The organism is Thalassobaculum sp. OXR-137 (assembly GCF_034377285.1).
In the GTDB taxonomy this organism is placed as follows: Bacteria; Pseudomonadota; Alphaproteobacteria; order Thalassobaculales; family Thalassobaculaceae; genus Thalassobaculum.
The window spans coordinates 840,150-854,863 of record NZ_CP139715.1 but is presented as its reverse complement, the minus strand read 5'-3'; the positions used below and the strand labels follow the sequence as shown (position 1 = coordinate 854,863).

At 69.4% G+C, this 14,714-nt stretch carries 15 protein-coding genes; 8 read left to right on the top strand and 7 right to left on the bottom strand.

What is annotated here, in order from left to right:
• Positions 1 to 152 precede the first annotated feature (152 nt).
• Positions 153 to 908, bottom strand: a complete 756-nt coding sequence (locus T8K17_RS04005; RefSeq protein WP_322333216.1) for an SDR family oxidoreductase — start codon at positions 906 to 908, stop codon at positions 153 to 155.
• 82 nt (positions 909 to 990) lie between these two features.
• Entirely contained in the window at positions 991 to 1,830 is an 840-nt protein-coding gene (locus T8K17_RS04000; protein WP_322333215.1) for an EamA family transporter, read from the bottom strand.
• A 109-nt stretch (positions 1,831 to 1,939) separates the two neighbouring features.
• On the opposite strand from T8K17_RS04000, the gene T8K17_RS03995 reads away from it, so the two are divergent.
• The 3 genes from T8K17_RS03995 to T8K17_RS03985 all read left to right on the top strand — a co-directional run bounded on the left by T8K17_RS03995 (position 1,940) and on the right by T8K17_RS03985 (position 3,947).
• Positions 1,940 to 2,830, top strand: a complete 891-nt coding sequence (locus T8K17_RS03995) for a LysR family transcriptional regulator (RefSeq protein WP_322333214.1) — start codon at positions 1,940 to 1,942, stop codon at positions 2,828 to 2,830.
• Positions 2,831 to 2,860: 30 nt separating this feature from the next.
• Complete coding sequence (locus tag T8K17_RS03990) at positions 2,861 to 3,625, top strand: DUF3426 domain-containing protein (protein WP_322333213.1); 765 nt, start codon at positions 2,861 to 2,863, stop codon at positions 3,623 to 3,625.
• Positions 3,626 to 3,695: 70 nt separating this feature from the next.
• A complete protein-coding gene (locus T8K17_RS03985; protein ID WP_322333212.1) occupies positions 3,696 to 3,947 on the top strand; it encodes an HNH endonuclease in 252 nt (83 codons plus the stop codon).
• A 192-nt stretch (positions 3,948 to 4,139) separates the two neighbouring features.
• Here the strand turns inward: T8K17_RS03985 and T8K17_RS03980 are convergent, their stop codons facing one another.
• Positions 4,140 to 4,772, bottom strand: coding sequence for a pyridoxamine 5'-phosphate oxidase family protein (locus T8K17_RS03980; RefSeq protein ID WP_322333211.1), 633 nt, complete (start codon positions 4,770 to 4,772; stop codon positions 4,140 to 4,142).
• A gap of 137 nt (positions 4,773 to 4,909) precedes the next feature.
• Between T8K17_RS03980 and T8K17_RS03975 the strand changes: the two genes are divergently transcribed.
• From T8K17_RS03975 to T8K17_RS03965, 3 genes are all read left to right on the top strand, one after another.
• The gene (locus tag T8K17_RS03975; RefSeq protein ID WP_322333210.1) at positions 4,910 to 5,368 is read left to right on the top strand and encodes a response regulator; all 459 of its coding nucleotides are present in this window, start codon (positions 4,910 to 4,912) and stop codon (positions 5,366 to 5,368) included.
• Positions 5,356 to 6,465 (top strand): agmatine deiminase, encoded by a 1,110-nt coding sequence (aguA, locus tag T8K17_RS03970; RefSeq protein WP_322333209.1) that lies wholly within the window; start codon positions 5,356 to 5,358, stop codon positions 6,463 to 6,465. The genes T8K17_RS03975 and aguA overlap by 13 nt, the downstream gene beginning before the upstream one ends.
• 108 nt (positions 6,466 to 6,573) lie before the next feature.
• Positions 6,574 to 7,812 (top strand): pyridoxal-phosphate-dependent aminotransferase family protein, encoded by a 1,239-nt coding sequence (locus T8K17_RS03965; RefSeq protein ID WP_322333208.1) that lies wholly within the window; start codon positions 6,574 to 6,576, stop codon positions 7,810 to 7,812.
• 207 nt (positions 7,813 to 8,019) lie between these two features.
• On the opposite strand, the gene T8K17_RS03960 is transcribed toward T8K17_RS03965, so the two are convergent.
• Positions 8,020 to 8,991: a 2-dehydropantoate 2-reductase gene (locus T8K17_RS03960; protein ID WP_322333207.1), complete on the bottom strand. Its 972-nt coding sequence runs from the start codon at positions 8,989 to 8,991 to the stop codon at positions 8,020 to 8,022.
• Between the two features lie 98 nt (positions 8,992 to 9,089).
• Here T8K17_RS03960 and T8K17_RS03955 point away from each other — a divergent pair, with 98 nt between their 5' ends.
• Both T8K17_RS03955 and T8K17_RS03950 read left to right on the top strand, forming a co-directional pair.
• Entirely contained in the window at positions 9,090 to 9,764 is a 675-nt protein-coding gene (locus tag T8K17_RS03955; RefSeq protein ID WP_322333206.1) for a DUF1028 domain-containing protein, read from the top strand.
• An 83-nt stretch (positions 9,765 to 9,847) separates the two neighbouring features.
• Positions 9,848 to 10,090 carry a (2Fe-2S)-binding protein gene (locus tag T8K17_RS03950; protein ID WP_322333205.1) on the top strand — a complete coding sequence of 81 codons (243 nt, stop codon included), beginning with the start codon at positions 9,848 to 9,850 and terminating at the stop codon, positions 10,088 to 10,090.
• Between the two features lie 6 nt (positions 10,091 to 10,096).
• On the opposite strand, the gene T8K17_RS03945 is transcribed toward T8K17_RS03950, so the two are convergent.
• The 3 genes from T8K17_RS03945 to T8K17_RS03935 form a co-directional block, all read right to left on the bottom strand.
• Positions 10,097 to 12,100: a PBP1A family penicillin-binding protein gene (locus tag T8K17_RS03945; RefSeq protein WP_322333204.1), complete on the bottom strand. Its 2,004-nt coding sequence runs from the start codon at positions 12,098 to 12,100 to the stop codon at positions 10,097 to 10,099.
• A 68-nt stretch (positions 12,101 to 12,168) separates the two neighbouring features.
• On the bottom strand, positions 12,169 to 13,800 hold the full coding sequence (locus T8K17_RS03940) for a sensor histidine kinase (RefSeq protein WP_322333203.1): 1,632 nt from the start codon (positions 13,798 to 13,800) through the stop codon (positions 12,169 to 12,171).
• Positions 13,797 to 14,639: a transporter substrate-binding domain-containing protein gene (locus T8K17_RS03935; RefSeq protein ID WP_322333202.1), complete on the bottom strand. Its 843-nt coding sequence runs from the start codon at positions 14,637 to 14,639 to the stop codon at positions 13,797 to 13,799. The genes T8K17_RS03940 and T8K17_RS03935 overlap by 4 nt, the downstream gene beginning before the upstream one ends.
• Between the last annotated feature and the right edge of the window lie 75 nt (positions 14,640 to 14,714).

The following is a 14,714-nucleotide window of genomic DNA, read 5'->3' as shown; positions in this document are numbered from 1 at the left end:
ACGACGGACGAATTTCGAACCGCCCCTGCCGTCATCCTGATGGAAATCGGGATAAAGCCACCGACCCCGCGGCACCTCGGTCCCGGCCCAGCCCCGGATCGGGTCCGGGGCTGTCCGGGATGACGAGGTAGAGGAACGGGAAGGAAAGAGGACTACCCCCGCCCCACGAACGGCATCTTGGTCGCCATCACGGTCAGGTTCAGGATGTTGGCCTCCGGCGGCAGGCTGGCCATGTGGACGATGGCGTTGGCCACGTGGTCCACGTCCATCATCGCCTCCGGCTTGATGTCGCCGTTCGCCTGCTTCACCCCGGTCTTCATGCGCGCCGCCAGCTCGGTGAAGGCGTTGCCCACGTCGATCTGGCCGACCGCGATGTCGTACTTCCGCCCGTCCAGCGCCGCCGTCTTGGTCAGGCCGGAGACCGCGTGCTTGGTGGCGGTGTAGGGGATGCTGTCCGGCCGCGGCGCATGGGCCGAGATCGAGCCGTTGTTGACGATGCGCCCGCCCATGGGCTCCTGCGCCTTCATCACCCGGAACGCCTCGCGGATCACCCAGAAGCAGCCGGTCAGGTTCACGTCGACCACGTTGCGCCACTGGTCGTCGGACAGCTCCTCCAGCGGGATGCCCGGGGCGTTCATGCCGGCATTGTTGAAGATGAAGTCGACCCGGCCGAAGGCTTCCACCGTCTTGTCGAACAGCGCCTTCACGGCTGCCGGATCGGTCACGTCGGTCGGCACGGCCAGGGCGCGGTCGCCGTCGGCGCCGGCCTCCTTCTTGGTCTCCTCCAGCGCGTCGGCGCGGCGGCCCGCCAGGGCCACGCTCCAGCCGGCCTTCAGCAGCGCCAGCGCGCTGCGCTTGCCGATGCCGGACCCCGCGCCCGTGACGATGGCCGATTTGATGGTGCTCATGGTGTTTTCCCTCCCGGATTGGATGTTTGCCGGGACGGTAGCACCGGGTTCCGCCCGGGCACAGACGCCAATATCGCGCCCGTCAGGCCCGCGTCAGGGCGACCCCGGCGGCGATCATCAGGGCCGACCCCCAGCGCCAGCCGCTCACCCGCTCGCGCATGACGAAGGCGGCGATCAGGATCGCGAACAGGATGCTGCTCTCGCGCAGGGCGGCGACCAGGGCGATCGGCGCCTGGGTGAATGCCCAGACCGCGATCCAGTAGGAGCCGAGCGACATGGCCCCCGCCGCCAGACCGGTCTTCCAGGCCGGGACCAGGGCGGCGAACACCCCCGTGCCGCGGGTGGCGACGGCGAAGGCCACCATGACCATGGCGTCGCCGATGACCATCCACAGGATGAAGCCCGAGGGCGAGCCGGCGACCCGGGCGCCGACCCCGTCCATCAGGGTGTAGCTGGCGGTGAAACCGGCCGTTCCCAGGGCGTAGAACAGCGCCTTGCCCTGCATCCGGCCGCTGTCGCTACCGCGCAGCGCCATCACCAGGATACCGCCGGAGATCGCCGCGATCGCCAGCATCTGGACGCCGGTGAAGCTGACGCCGAGGAACAGGATCGACACCGCCGACACGATCAGCGGTGCGGTGCCGCGGGCCAGCGGATAGGCCTGGCTCAGATCCGCATGGGCATAGGCCTGGATGAGGAACAGCTTGTAGCCGGCATGCAGCAGGGCGGCCGCGGCGATCCACCACCAGCCCTCCGGTGCCGGCAGCGGCACGAAGGGCAGCAGCGGCACGGCGATCGCCGCCTGGACGATGGCCAGCAGCAGGATCGAGGAGAACCGGTCGAGCCCGACCTTCACCGCGGCGTTCCAGCCGGCATGCAGCAGGGCGGCGAACAGGACGGCGGCGAAGACGGTGGTTTCCATCGAAGGGTCTCGCTCGGCGGCGCGGCATCATGTGCTTCAATCGCTTATGACAGTTTTATGACAGGCTGAAAAACGATGATTTATCCCGTTTCATGTGCAAGAAACGCACATGAAACGCGGCATGCTCCCCCTGAACGCCCTGCGCGCCTTCGAGGCGACGGCCCGGCTCGGTCGGATGACCGACGCGGCCGATGCGCTGGGGGTCACCTACAGTGCGGTCAGCCGGCAGATCCGCGGGCTGGAGGCCCAGCTCGGCGTCGCCCTGTTCGAGGGGCCGCGCAACCGGCTGAAGCCGTCGCGGGCGGCGCTGGCCCTGCTGGAACCGCTCACCGAGGCGTTCGACGGCATCGAGGAGGCGGTGAACCGGGTGATCCAGGACCGGCACAGCACCCTCGACGTGTCCTGTTCCGGCACCCTGATGATGCGCTGGCTGATCCCGCGGCTGCTCGGCTTCCAGCGCGCCCATCCGGAGATCGAGGTGCGGCTGACCGCCAATGACGGGCCGGTGGAGTTCCGCCGCCAGCGGCTCGACGCCGCCATCCGCGTCGGCCGTCCGCCCTGGGAGCTGCCGTCCGCCATCACCCTGTTCGACGAGCAGGTCGGCCCGGTCGCCCGCCCCGACCTGGTGGCGGATGTCGCCGCTCCGGCGGATCTGGCGGCGCTGCCGCGGCTGCATACCCGCACGCGCCGCGCCGCCTGGCCGGACTGGTGTGCGGGATCGGGCCTGTCCCTGCCGGCGGGCGGACAAGAATACGAGCATTTCTACTTCATGCTGGAAGCGGCGACGGCCGGTCTCGGCGTCGCCATCGCCCCGAAGGTGCTGGTGCAGGACGATCTCGACAGCGGCCGGCTGGCGGCGCCGTTCGGCTTCACCGACAGCGGCCTCGCCTATGTCCTGCTGCTGCCCGACGACGCCCGGCCGGAGGCGCGGGTCTTCGGCACCTGGCTGCGCGACACCGCCGCCGCGCCGTCCTTGCCGCTGGGCCGCGCCGCGATATAGTTTGTCCGACCCTGATTTTTGAGGACACGAATGCTCGTCACCTGCCCGAAATGTGAGCAGAAGTTCAAGGTCCCGGACTCCGCGCTCGGCACCAAGGGCCGCAAGCTCAAATGCAGCAGTTGCGAGCACAAGTGGCACCAGATGCCGGCCGGTGCCGACGACCCGGCGCCGGAAGCGCCCGCGCCGAAGAAAAAGAAGAAGGCGGCGGCGCCGGAACCGGCTGTCGAGGGGCCGCTCGAAGAGGCGGAAGGCTACGACCGGTCGGGCGAGGAGATGGATCCGCCGCCGCTGGCCGACGTGTCCCGGTTCCGGGCCGTGCGCGGCGCCGGGCCGGAGAAGCCCTCCCGGCCGTATATCCTCTACGCCCTGCTGATCCTGGCGGTGGCGATCCCGGCGGGGCTGTTCGTCGCCCGCACCACCCTGGTCCATGCCTGGCCGGCGAGCGCGCTGCTCTACGAGAAGGTCGGCATGCCGGTCCCCGTGCCGGGCGAGGGGCTGGTGCTGCAGAACGTCTATGTCCAGCGCCGCCAGGAAGGCACCGTGGAGGTGCTGGAGGTGCATGGCGAGATCCGCAATCCGGGCGAACTGATGATCAGCCTGCCGGCGCTGCGCGCCACGGTGGTCGCCGAGGGCGGCCAGCCCCTGGCGAGCTGGTTGTTCACCACCGAGTCCTATCAGCTGCTGCCGGGCGAGAAGACGGCGTTCGTGTCGGAATTCGCCAATACCGCGCCCGGCGCGGCCAAGGTCAACGTGACCTTCACCGATCAGCGCCCGGAGGCCGGGCTCGGCTATTGAGCGGGTCGGAGGGGTGAGCGGGACCGGGCCGGACGATGGATTGGGGCCGTGTCCGCTCTGCGGCCGGCCGATGGTCGCGGGGCCGAGCGTCGACCGCCACCACTGGGTCCCGAGGAGCAAGGGCGGCCGCGCGGCGGAGCCGATGCACACGGTCTGCCACCGCAAGATCCACAGCGTGCTGGACGAGCGCAGCCTGGCGCGGGACTACGACACCCCGGAGAAGCTCCGCGCCCATCCGGAGATCGCCCGGTTCCTGGTCTGGCTGCGCGGCAAACCCCCAACCTTCACCAGCCGCCACCGCTCAGCGCGACGGCGGCGGTAGAACCGCCCCCCCCCCTTCTTCTTACACTCCCCGGATTTATTCCGGGGGAGCGCTCGGGAGAGGCGTTGACTTCACCGCCTTAATACCGGTGTCCGGGAGGCTGAGGGGTTACCCCGGAATAAATCCGGGGAGTGAAAAAAAACGGAAAGGGAAGAGGGAAGCACACCGCTCTCTCAAAAACCCCCCGCCCCATCAATACAGGTTATTCTTCTCCGACTCCGCGATGCGCTTGTCGGCGGCGGCCACGTCGACGGTGGCGTCCTCCACCTGGTCGGCGATCATCTGGCCGAGCGACGGCAGCACCGCGCGCTCCACCCGGTAGTCGTCCTCCCACAGCTTGGAGCGCACCAGCGCCTTGGCGCAGTGCAGGTACATCTCCTTCACCTCGACCAGGATGCCGGTCTTCGGCAGCCGGTCGCGCACGGCGAACTGGGTCAGCAGCGCGGTGTCGGCGATCACCCGGGCGCGGCCGTTGATCCGCAGGGTCTCGTTCACCCCCGGAATCATGAACAGGATGCCCACGCCCGGATTCGCCGTCAGGTTGCCCAGGGTGTCGATCCGGTTGTTGCCCGGCCGGTCCGGGATCAGGATCGTGCGGTCGTCGAGCACCGCCACGAAACCCGGCGCATCGCCCTTCGGCGAGACGTCGCCCAGACCGTCCGGACCCTGGGTGGAAATCACCAGGAACGGGCACAGTTCCAGGAACCGCCTGGCGTGCTTGTCGAGATAGGTGAGCTGCTTCTTCGCCGCCAGTTCGCCCGGCATGCCGTAGATCTCGCGCAGGGCGGATTCGGTTTCCAGGGCGTCGATTGTGGCCGTATCCATGGTAGGAACTCCGGGTTCGCGCCGGCTTCGCGGAAGCCGGCGATTCGGCTAGACTCGGTTTTGCTGGCCGGACGCTAGCAGACCTGAAAACGGGGGACCATGGGCATATGCCGACGGGACTGTCCCAGACGCGCCGCTTGACGCGCATCATGGACGGGGTGCTCGCCAGCTTCGACTACGAGGGGCTGCTCGCCCTGGTGGTGGAGCCGGACGACGACAACCGCGCCCTGCTGTGCCGCGCCCTGATCGATCTCGGGTTTCCGCCGCCGCTCGACGCCCACAATGCCGCCACCGCCCTCTATGCGGCCGAGGAGATCACTCCCGATCTGCTGATCCTCGACGCCCGGCTGGAAGGCCCGGACGGCGCCGACGGGTTCGAGCTGCTGCAGCGGATCCGCGAGGATTACACCACCCTGCCGGCCGACATCCCCGTCGTTTTATTGGCCGGCGCGGTGAATGATTTCGCCGTTCAGGAGTCTAAGCGTCTGGAGGTGGACCTCCTCCTGACCAAGCCGGTGCCCGCCAAGCGCCTGCAGAACCGGGTGAACTCGCTGATGATGAAACGCTTCACGGATCGCGTCACATGGGGCAACTGACCGCGCTGCCGGGCACCCCGGCGGCCGACGGATATCGGATGCCGGGCGAGTTCGAGGCCCATGCCGGCACCTGGATGCTGTGGCCGGAGCGCGGGGATACCTGGCGCGACGACGCCGCTCCGGCGGAGGAGGCCTTTGCCGCCGTGGCGGCGGCGATCGTCGCCGCCGAGCCGCTCACCGTAGGCGTTTCCGCCCGGCGCATGGCGCGGGCGCGCGCCGCCCTGCCGGCCGAGGTGCGGCTGGTGGAGATGGAGACCGACGACGCCTGGATGCGCGATACCGGCCCGACCGTCGTGGTCGATGCCGCCGGCGACCGGCGGGCGGTGGACTGGACCTTCAACGCCTGGGGCGGCGAGGTGCACGGGTTGTATCCGGACTGGCGGGCCGACGACGCGGTGGCCGCCGCGGTCGCCGCGCTGGAAGGGGTGGAGCGCTACCGCGCCCCGCTGATCCAGGAAGGCGGCGGCATCCACAGCGACGGCAAAGGCACGGTCTTCGTCACCGAGGAATGCGTGCTGAGCACCGGCCGCAATGCCGGGCTCGGCCGCGAGACCTGCGAGGAGATGCTGAAGGCCTATAGCGGCGCCGAGCAGGTGGTCTGGCTGCCGCGCGGAGTGTTCGCGGACGAGACCACCGGCCATGTGGACAACCTGCTGCACGTGGCTGGGCCGAACCTGATCCTGCTGACCTGGACCGACGATCCCTGGGACCCGCAGCACGTGCGCTCGGCCGAGGCGCTGGCGGCCCTGGAGGCGGTGCACGACACGGCGGGCGACCCGTTCCGCATCGTCAAGCTGCCGATGCCCGGCCCGCTGCACATGACCGACCGCGAGGCCGGCGGCGTGGTGTCGGCCCCCGGCGGCAAGCCGCGCGAGGCCGGCGACCGTCTGGCCGGGTCCTACGCCAATTTCTACCTGGTGGACGGGCGGGTGCTGGTGCCGCTGCTCGACCCGCGCACCGACGACGACGCCTGCCGGATCATCGCCGACGCGCTGCCCGACCGCGAGGTGGTGGCGATCCCGGCCCGCGAGATCCTGCTCGGCGGTGGCAATATCCATTGCATCACCCAGCAGATTCCGGCGGGAAAGTCGCAATAATGTCGTGAGCACGCCTCAGGTTTGCACTATCTTGCGGCCGATCGATCGTCCCTGATCGCTCCCAAACCAAAGATCCGCACCGAAGATCTGCTGCCAGGAGCCCCCCGCATGGCCCCCGATTCCGTCTCCAACCGTCCCAACGTCCTCATCAAGCGCGGCCGCAAGTTCCTCAACACGCCGGGCCCGACCAACGTGCCCCAGCGCGTGCAGAACGCCATGCATCGCGACACGATGGACCTGAACGATCCGGAATTCGTCGAGGCGGCCGTGGAGTCCTTCGAGGGGCTGCGCCGGGTCTTCAAGACCGAGGGCGAGCTGTTCACCTACATCGCCAACGGTCACGGCTCCTGGGAAGCCGCCCTGGTCAACACCCTGAAGCCGGGCGACGTCGCCCTGGTGCCGGAAACCGGCCACTTCTCCGGGAGTTGGACCGACATGGCCGAAGCGCTCGGCATCGTCATCCAGACCGTGCCGGGAAGCTGGCGCGAGGCGATGGACCCGGCCGCCGTCGGCAAGGCGCTGTCGGAGGACAAGGAGGGCCGGATCAAGGCCGTGCTGGTCGTCCATACCGATACCGCGACCTCGATCACCAGCGACGTGCCGGCGGTGCGCAAGGCGATGAACGAGAGCGGCCACGGCGCCCTGCTGATGGTCGACACCATCGCCTCCCTGGGCACCACCGACTTCCGCATGGACGAGTGGGGCGTGGACGTCGCCATCGCCGCCTCGCAGAAGGGTCTGATGATGCCGCCGGGCCTGGGCTTCTGCGCCGCCAACGAGAAGGCGATCGCCGTGCACAAGGCGAACGCCAACCCGCGGCGTTACTGGGACTGGTCGCCGCGCATGGCCGGGCCGGGCTACCGCACCTTCTGCGGCACCTCCCCGCAGCTTCAGATCTTCGGCCTGCGTGAGGGTCTGCGCACCCTGTTCGAGGAAGGGCTGGAGCGTTGCTTCGAGCGGCACCGGGTGCTGTCCCAGGCGACCCACAAGGCCGTTGAGGTCTGGGGGACGGCCGGCGCGTTGGAACTGAACGCCCTGGTGCCCGAGCAGCGCTCGGTCGGGGTGACGGCGATCCGCACGGCGGAGGGCATCGACGCCAACCGGCTGCGCGAGGTCTGCCGCGACGAGATGATGGTCGGCATCGGCGGCGGCCTGGGCGATCTGGGCGGCAAGGCGTTCCGCATCGGCCATATGGGCGACATGAACGCGCCGATGCTCTACGCGGCCCTGGCGGCGGTGGAGTCGACCCTCGGCTATCTCGACGTGCCCTACAAGTCGGGCGGCGTGACCGCGGCGATCGAGCACGTGACCGCCTACAAGAAGGCGAACGGCCCGACCACGTTCTGATCGGGTCGGGCGGGGCGGCCCGGGGCACGCGTCGGGGCCGCTGCCGTTTCAAACAAAACCTAAAAACACTCCCCGGATTCAGTCCGGGGCCCACGGCGCGGCGCGCCTCCAGCTCCTCGGGAGCACCGTGGCGCCCGAGGCGTCCCTTGTGTGGACCCCGGACTAAATCCGGGGAGTGTTTGAGGGGGGAGTGAGGGAAGGGTGGTGCTAAACCCCCGCCGCCCGGGCCTTTTCGCCGAGCAGGGCCGAGACCGTGTCCAGCACCGGGGTCGCGATGCCGGCGCTGCGGCCGTAGTCCTGGATGATCCGCACGATGCCGTCGATCTCCATCGGCCGGCCCAGGTCCCAGTCCTGCAGCATGGAGGAGCGGTGCAGCGAGCGCTGGGACGGGTCCGACTGCCGGTCCTGGTCGATCCGCACCTCGATGCCGTGGGAGGCGGCGACTGCCTGGGCCTCGCGCATGATGGCCATGGTGACCGCCAGGGTCTCCGGGTTCTCCGCCAGCCCGCGCTCGGTGGAGCCGGTCAGCACGCCCAGCGGCGAGCGCGAGGCGTTGACCAGCAGCTTGATCCAGATTGCCCGGCGCATGTTGGTGGTCACCGGCGCGCCCATGCCGGCCTCCTCGATCACCTTGGCGATCGCCTTGACCCGGTCGCTCTCGGTGTTGTCCGGCTCGCCCAGGGTGAAGCTGCCCTTGCGCGGCGCCACATGGCGCACGAAGCCCGGCTCGGCCACAGCGGCCGGACAGTCGATCATGCAGCCGATGGCGCGCTGCGGGCCGATGGCGTTCCAGACCACGGCACCCGGATCGAGCCGCTCGATCGGCGCGTCGGTGCCGCCCGCGCGCTTGTATTCGTACCACCAGGGAATGCCGTTCATGGCGCAGACCACCGGCGTGTCGGCGCCGAGCATCGGCTGGATCGCCTCGGCGATGACCGGCAGGGCGGGGCCCTTTGCGGTGACGACGATGACGTCGACCTCGCCCAGGTCGGCCGCCTTGTCGCTGGCGGTCACCTGGGAGGTCCAGGTCTCGCCCTGGCTTTCCACCGTCAGGCCCTTCTCGCGGATCGCCGCCAGATGCGGGCCGCGGGCCAGCACCGCCACGTCCGTACCCGCCCGGGCCAGGTGTCCCGCCATGAAGCCGCCGACGGCTCCCGCTCCGATGATGCCGATGCGCATGTCCGTCAGTCTCCCTGTGCACGGGTGCGGTGGATTGTTAGGGCTCGGATGCCGGTATAGCGTCTCCCTTTCGCCCTGTGACCCCACGGAGTATGCCCGTGACGTTTTCCCTGACCGCCCGCTGCGAGATCACCGGCGCCTTCGGCATCGTCGTCAGTTCCTCCTCCACCGCCGTGGCAGCGCGCTGCGCCTTCACCCGGGCCAGGATCGGCGCGGTGGCGACCCAGAACATCACCGATCCGCGGATCGGCCCGCGCGCCCTGGACCTGCTGGAGACCGGACTGCCTGCGCGCACCGTGCTGGATCGGATCGTGGAAACCTCGGACCACATCGCCTACCGCCAGGTCGCGTTGATCGACGCCCAGGGCGGCACTGCGGCGTATAGCGGCGAGAAGACGCTGGGCACCTACGCCACGGCGGAAGGGAAGAACTGCGTGGCCGCCGGCAACATGCTGGCGGGTGAGGACGTGATCGCCGCCATGGTGGAGGCGTTTGAATCCCGGTCGGGCAGTTCCTTCGGCAAGCGGCTGATCCGGGCGCTGCAGGCCGGGCTGGCGGCGGGCGGCGAGGCGGGGCCGGTGCATTCCGCCGGGCTGCTGATCCAGGCCGAGGTCTCCTGGCCGGTGGCGGACCTGCGGGTCGATTATTCCGAGACGCCCATCGCCGACCTGACGGCACTGTGGGAGATGTGGAAACCGGACATGGACAGCTACGTCACCCGGGCCCTGGATCCCTCACAGGCGCCGAGCTACGGGGTTCCCGGCGACCCGTGACCGGCCATTCGCGGAGTCCCATATCTCGCTATTGACAATCAGTCGCAAGAGCGCGAGCTTACCTCAACTTCGAGGGAACGCTCATGTACGTGTGCATCTGCAACGCTCTGAACACCCGCACCGTGACCCAGGCCATCGATGGCGGGGCCGAGACCGTCGGTCAGGTCTACAAGGCCTGCGGTGCCGTTCCCCAATGCGGCAAATGCAAGTGCACGATCCGCGAGATGCTGGACGACCGGGCCCCGCGTGCCGTGGCCGGCGCCCATGTTTCCGGTGCGATGCCCGGCCTTCCGGCCGATCCGCTGCCGGCGTTCACCGCCGCCTGAGGCGCCCTACCGGCCGAGCAGGGCGCGGCGGGGCAGGCCCGCATGGGCCGCCGTCATGAAATCGTGGAAGATCTCCGCCGGAAGCCCGCCGCCCGTGACCTTCTTCATGGCCGCCCCGTTGTCGTTGCCGATCCAGACCACGGCGACCAGATCCGCCGTGAAGCCGGCGAACCAGGCATCGCGGTAGTTCTGGCTCGTGCCGGTCTTGCCGGCGACGGGCCGGTCGAGGGCAGCCTTGTGGCCGGTCCCGCCGGTCACCGTCTCCATCATCATCGCGGTCAGGGTGGCCGCCGCCGGACCGGAGAACTGGCTGGGCAGGCCGGAGCTCGACAGCCGGTACAGGGTCGCCCCGCCGCGCCCGCGGATCTCCTGGATCCCGTGCGGGGTGACCGGACGGCCGCCATTGGCGAAAGTGGCGTAGATCCCGGCGACATCGAGCGGGCTCATCTCGTCCACCCCAAGCCCTAGACTGGGGCCCGGGGTCAGCTCGTCGGAGAAGCCCAGGCGGCGGGCCACGTCGCGCACCTTGCCCCGTCCGACCATCTCCTGCAGGCGGATGGTGGCGGCGTTGCGGCTTTCGGCCAGCGCCTCGGTCAGGGTGATGACCCCGTCGTACTTGCCGTCGAAATTCCCCGGCGACCAGCCCGAGACCGTGATCGGCGTGTCGTTGATCAGGTCGCCCGGCTGCCAGCCCTGTTCGAGGGCGGCCAGGAAGACCACGGGCTTGAACAGCGAGCCGGGCTGGCGCAGGGCCTGGACGGCGCGGTTGAACTGGCTGCTCTGGAAATCCGCGCCGCCTACCATGGCGCGCACCGCCCCGGTATGGGGATCGAGCGCCACCAGCGCGGCCTGGCCGACCCCCATCGCTCCGCCCCGGGCGAGGCCGTCGCGCACCGCCTGCTCGGCCAGGGATTGCAGCCTCAGGTCCAGGGTGGTGGCCACGGACAGGTCGTCGGATACCGCGCCGACGAAGCTGGGGACCTGATCGTAGATCCAGTCGGAGAAATACCGGTGGCCCGCACCGCGGCCGACCGGCCCGCTCAGCCGGTAGGGATCGGCGGCGACCTGGCGGGCCGTCTCCGGGTTGATGTAGCCGATATCCGCCATGGCGTTGAGCACCACGGCGGTGCGCCGCTGCGCCAGGTCGGGATCGGCGGCCGGGCTGTAGCGCGACGGCCCCTTCAGCATCCCGGCCAGCAGGGCGGCTTCGCCCAGGGTCAGGTCGCGCGCGCTCTTGGAGAAGTATTTGCGGGCCGCCGCATCCACCCCGTACGCCCCGGCGCCGAAATACACCCGGTTCAGGTAGATCGACAGGATCTCGTCCTTGGTGAACTCCCGTTCCAGCCAGAAGGCCAGCAGCAGTTCCTGGATCTTCCGCGACAGGCTGCGGTCGTGGGTCAGGAAGACGTTCTTGGCGAGCTGCTGGGTCAGGGTGCTGCCCCCCTGGACCACGCGCCCGGCCCACAGGTTCACCGCCATGGCGCGGGCCAGACCGATCGGATCGACACCGAAATGATAGGGAAAGCGCCGATCCTCGATGGCGATGACGGCGGCCGGCAGGTGCGGCGACATCTCCCCCACCGTCACCGGGTCGCCATGCAGCGGGCCGTAGGAGGCGAACATTCCGCCTTCCGACGCGGTCATCCGCACCGAGCCGGGACGGGTGTAGCGGTCGAGATCGGTGATGTCGGGAAGCTGGAAGGCGTGCCAGACGAGAATGCCGGCGACCACGATGCCGCCCCAGAACGCGGCCAGGAACCCCCATTTCAGCAGCGGACGGATCAGCCGGCCCAGCAGCGAGCGCCGGGCTCCGCCGCTGCGTCGGGTGGAGCCGCGGCCGGCGCTTCTCTTCCGCCGGGCACCCGGGTGGGCGGACGCGGCCTTCGCCGGCCCCTTGCCTTTGCGCGCCCCGCCGAAATGCGGTTCGGCGCGGCTCCCGGCGGCCTTGGCGCTGGACCTGGTCTTGCCCTTGCGCGCCGGCTTCGCCGTGCTGGAAGAGGATCGGGCCATCGTCGATTCCAGTTTAGGTTCGCGGTGAAGATAACCGATGAACTAACTGGAACAGAGAGAAAAATACCCTACTCGTCTCGCACCGAGTTGGGTGGGAAGCGCAGCATCACCCTGGTGCCGGCGTTGATCGCGCTCTCGATCGCCAGCCGGCCGCCGTGAAGCTGCATCATCCGGGCGACCAGGGGCAGGCCGAGGCCGGCCCCGGCGAGCCGCCGGGTGGTCGGGTCGCCCGCCCGGCCGAACGGCTCCAGGGCGATGGCGATGTCGGAGGCGGGCATGCCGACGCCGGTATCGGCGACCACGATCTCCAGCCAGCCGTCGGGCCGACGGTAGCCGTCGATCCGGATCTCGCCGCCGGGCTCGGTGTATTTCAGCGCGTTGGACAGCAGGTTCATCAGCATTTGCCGATACCGCCGCGGATCCACCTTCAGCATCGGCAGGTCCGGCTTCACCAGGCATTCCAGCGACAGCCGGCGCTTGGTCGCCGGGTCGCGCATCATCTCCACCACGGTGCGGGTGGTGGCCGCCGTGTCGATCCATTCCGGCGTCACCTCCATCCGGCCCGCCTCGATGCGCGACAGGTCGAGGATGTCGGTGATCAGGGTGAGAAGCTGGGTGCCGCTCTCGTGGATCGAGCCGGCATAGCTGGCGATCTGGGCCGGGTTCACGTCGTCCTGCCGGGTGCTCACCTGCCGCTGGATCAGTTCGGAGAAGCCCAGCACCGAGTTGAGCGGCGTGCGCAGTTCGTGGCCGACCAGGGCCAGGAATTCCGCCTTGGCCCGGGCGGCCCGTTCGGCCTCCTCCAGAGCGGCGGCGGCCTGTCGCCGGGCCTGCTCGACCCGGGCGGTGGCGGCGGAGGCTTCGGCGGTGCGGGCCTCGAGTTCCCGGGTGCGCTCGCCGACCCGCGCCTCCAATTCGGTGTTCAGGACGGAGAGCGCGTCGCGGCTGCGGCGCAACTGGCCGATCATGTCGTTGAAGGTGGATCGCAGGGTCTCGATTTCCGTGCCCGCCGCGGCCCGAGCAGTGGCCGCGTCGAACTCGACCGGCTCCAGCTTGTCGAAACCGGTGCGCCGGGTCGCGTCGACTAGGGCCGCCAGGGGGCGCACCAGGATCGACCGGCCCACCCGTTTGAAGATGAACCACAGGATGGCGGTCTTGAGCAGCGCGGCGAGCACCAGCAGGGCGATGTGCCAGCGGACCCGCTCCAGCACCACCATCTCGCTGGTGAACAGGGTCACGAACCCGACGCGGGTCTGGCCGACCGCATGGCTGTAGTCGACCGGGAAGGACAGGGCGATGCCGTCGCCCGGTCTGTCGCGCGGCTCGGCCTCGGCGCTCGGTTGATCGGGAACATCGCCCGCTCGGGCGAACTCGCCGGTCCGGTTGTGGTCGCGGATCACGATTCCGACGATCTCCGGCAGGCCGGCGGTGGCGGCCGCGATCTCTGCGATCTCATCCCGGTCCAGCGACCAGAGCGGTCCGGAGAGGGTGCGTTCCAGTGCGCGCCGGTGGATCGAGAGCTCGCGCTCCAGGTCGGCCCTGGCGCAGAGATAGGTCTCCGCCACCAGGGCGCCGGTGATCGCGATGGCGGCCGCCAGATACAGAAAGAAGGCGGTGCGGAACAGTCGCCCGGTTACGGTCGAGCGGGTGGAAGGGGACGGCTCCGTGCTGCGTTCCCTGTTCTGGCCGGCGGCCGTCACCGGGAGGCATCCGCGGCGGCGTAATCCGACGCCCGGGCCTGGAAGGCCGGGTCTGCGTTGATCTCGGCGATGGTCTCGAACACCGCCTCGGCCAGGGCCGGATCGCGGTCCGCGAAGGCGTGGGACAGCAGCAGGTAATAGGGCTTGGCGATCAGCGGCGGCTCCAGCTTGACCACATCGGCATAGGCGGCCGCATCGGTGGCGATGGCGGCGGCGGCCATGTTTTCCAGCTCGGCATAGGCGGCGATCCGGCCGGCGACCAGCTTGTTGAGGTTGAGTCCCTGTATTTTCCCTGTTTCCACCGGCACGCCCATCGCCTCCAGATCCCCGACGACGGAATAGCCCGCGGTCGCCCCGACCGGCTTGTCGCCGAGACCGGAGAGGGTCGTGCCGTCCCAGCGCACCGGCGACCCGCGCAGGACGTGGAGGTAATAGGCCTGGGTGAAGATCGCCCGCGTGGGATCGACCGCGCCGTCCGCCGTTTTCGGATAGACGCCGATCCGCTCCCGCTCCTTCTTGTAGCTGGCGTGGAAGATGCCGTCGGCCTCACCGGTTTCCACCAGATACAGACCCCGGTTCCACGGAAAGCGTTCCAGGACCAGATTGACCTGGAGCCGGCTTCCGAGCTCGCGCAGCAGGTCCAGGGTGAGGCCCGGCCGATCCCAGTTGATCGCCGTGCCCTTGCCGAGATAGCGCGGCGGATTGGCTTCGGTCTCGTAGACGAAGGTCAGGGTCGGGCGCCCGGCGAAGGTCGCCGGCGGCTCGGCCTTCGCCGGCCCGGACACGCCAAGCAACGCCGCCACCGCGAGCAACAGTCCTGCGATCAATCCGTAGCGCATCCAGCGACTCCCCAGCCGTCTCGGGCACCGAACAAACATATTGAACCGCCAAGGTCTAGCCGATCCAAGGGCGGA

What these genes read in the sequence shown, in the direction of transcription:
- T8K17_RS04005 (WP_322333216.1), bottom strand. Translation starts at nt 908, where the DNA reads ATGAGCACCATCAAATCGGCCATCGTCACGGGCGCGGGGTCCGGCATC.
- T8K17_RS04000 (WP_322333215.1), bottom strand. Translation starts at nt 1,830, where the DNA reads ATGGAAACCACCGTCTTCGCCGCCGTCCTGTTCGCCGCCCTGCTGCAT.
- T8K17_RS03995 (WP_322333214.1), top strand. Translation starts at nt 1,940, where the DNA reads ATGAAACGCGGCATGCTCCCCCTGAACGCCCTGCGCGCCTTCGAGGCG.
- T8K17_RS03990 (WP_322333213.1), top strand. Translation starts at nt 2,861, where the DNA reads ATGCTCGTCACCTGCCCGAAATGTGAGCAGAAGTTCAAGGTCCCGGAC.
- T8K17_RS03985 (WP_322333212.1), top strand. Translation starts at nt 3,696, where the DNA reads ATGGTCGCGGGGCCGAGCGTCGACCGCCACCACTGGGTCCCGAGGAGC.
- T8K17_RS03980 (WP_322333211.1), bottom strand. Translation starts at nt 4,772, where the DNA reads ATGGATACGGCCACAATCGACGCCCTGGAAACCGAATCCGCCCTGCGC.
- aguA (WP_322333209.1), top strand. Translation starts at nt 5,356, where the DNA reads ATGGGGCAACTGACCGCGCTGCCGGGCACCCCGGCGGCCGACGGATAT.
- T8K17_RS03965 (WP_322333208.1), top strand. Translation starts at nt 6,574, where the DNA reads ATGGCCCCCGATTCCGTCTCCAACCGTCCCAACGTCCTCATCAAGCGC.
- T8K17_RS03960 (WP_322333207.1), bottom strand. Translation starts at nt 8,991, where the DNA reads ATGCGCATCGGCATCATCGGAGCGGGAGCCGTCGGCGGCTTCATGGCG.
- T8K17_RS03950 (WP_322333205.1), top strand. Translation starts at nt 9,848, where the DNA reads ATGTACGTGTGCATCTGCAACGCTCTGAACACCCGCACCGTGACCCAG.
- T8K17_RS03945 (WP_322333204.1), bottom strand. Translation starts at nt 12,100, where the DNA reads ATGGCCCGATCCTCTTCCAGCACGGCGAAGCCGGCGCGCAAGGGCAAG.
- T8K17_RS03935 (WP_322333202.1), bottom strand. Translation starts at nt 14,639, where the DNA reads ATGCGCTACGGATTGATCGCAGGACTGTTGCTCGCGGTGGCGGCGTTG.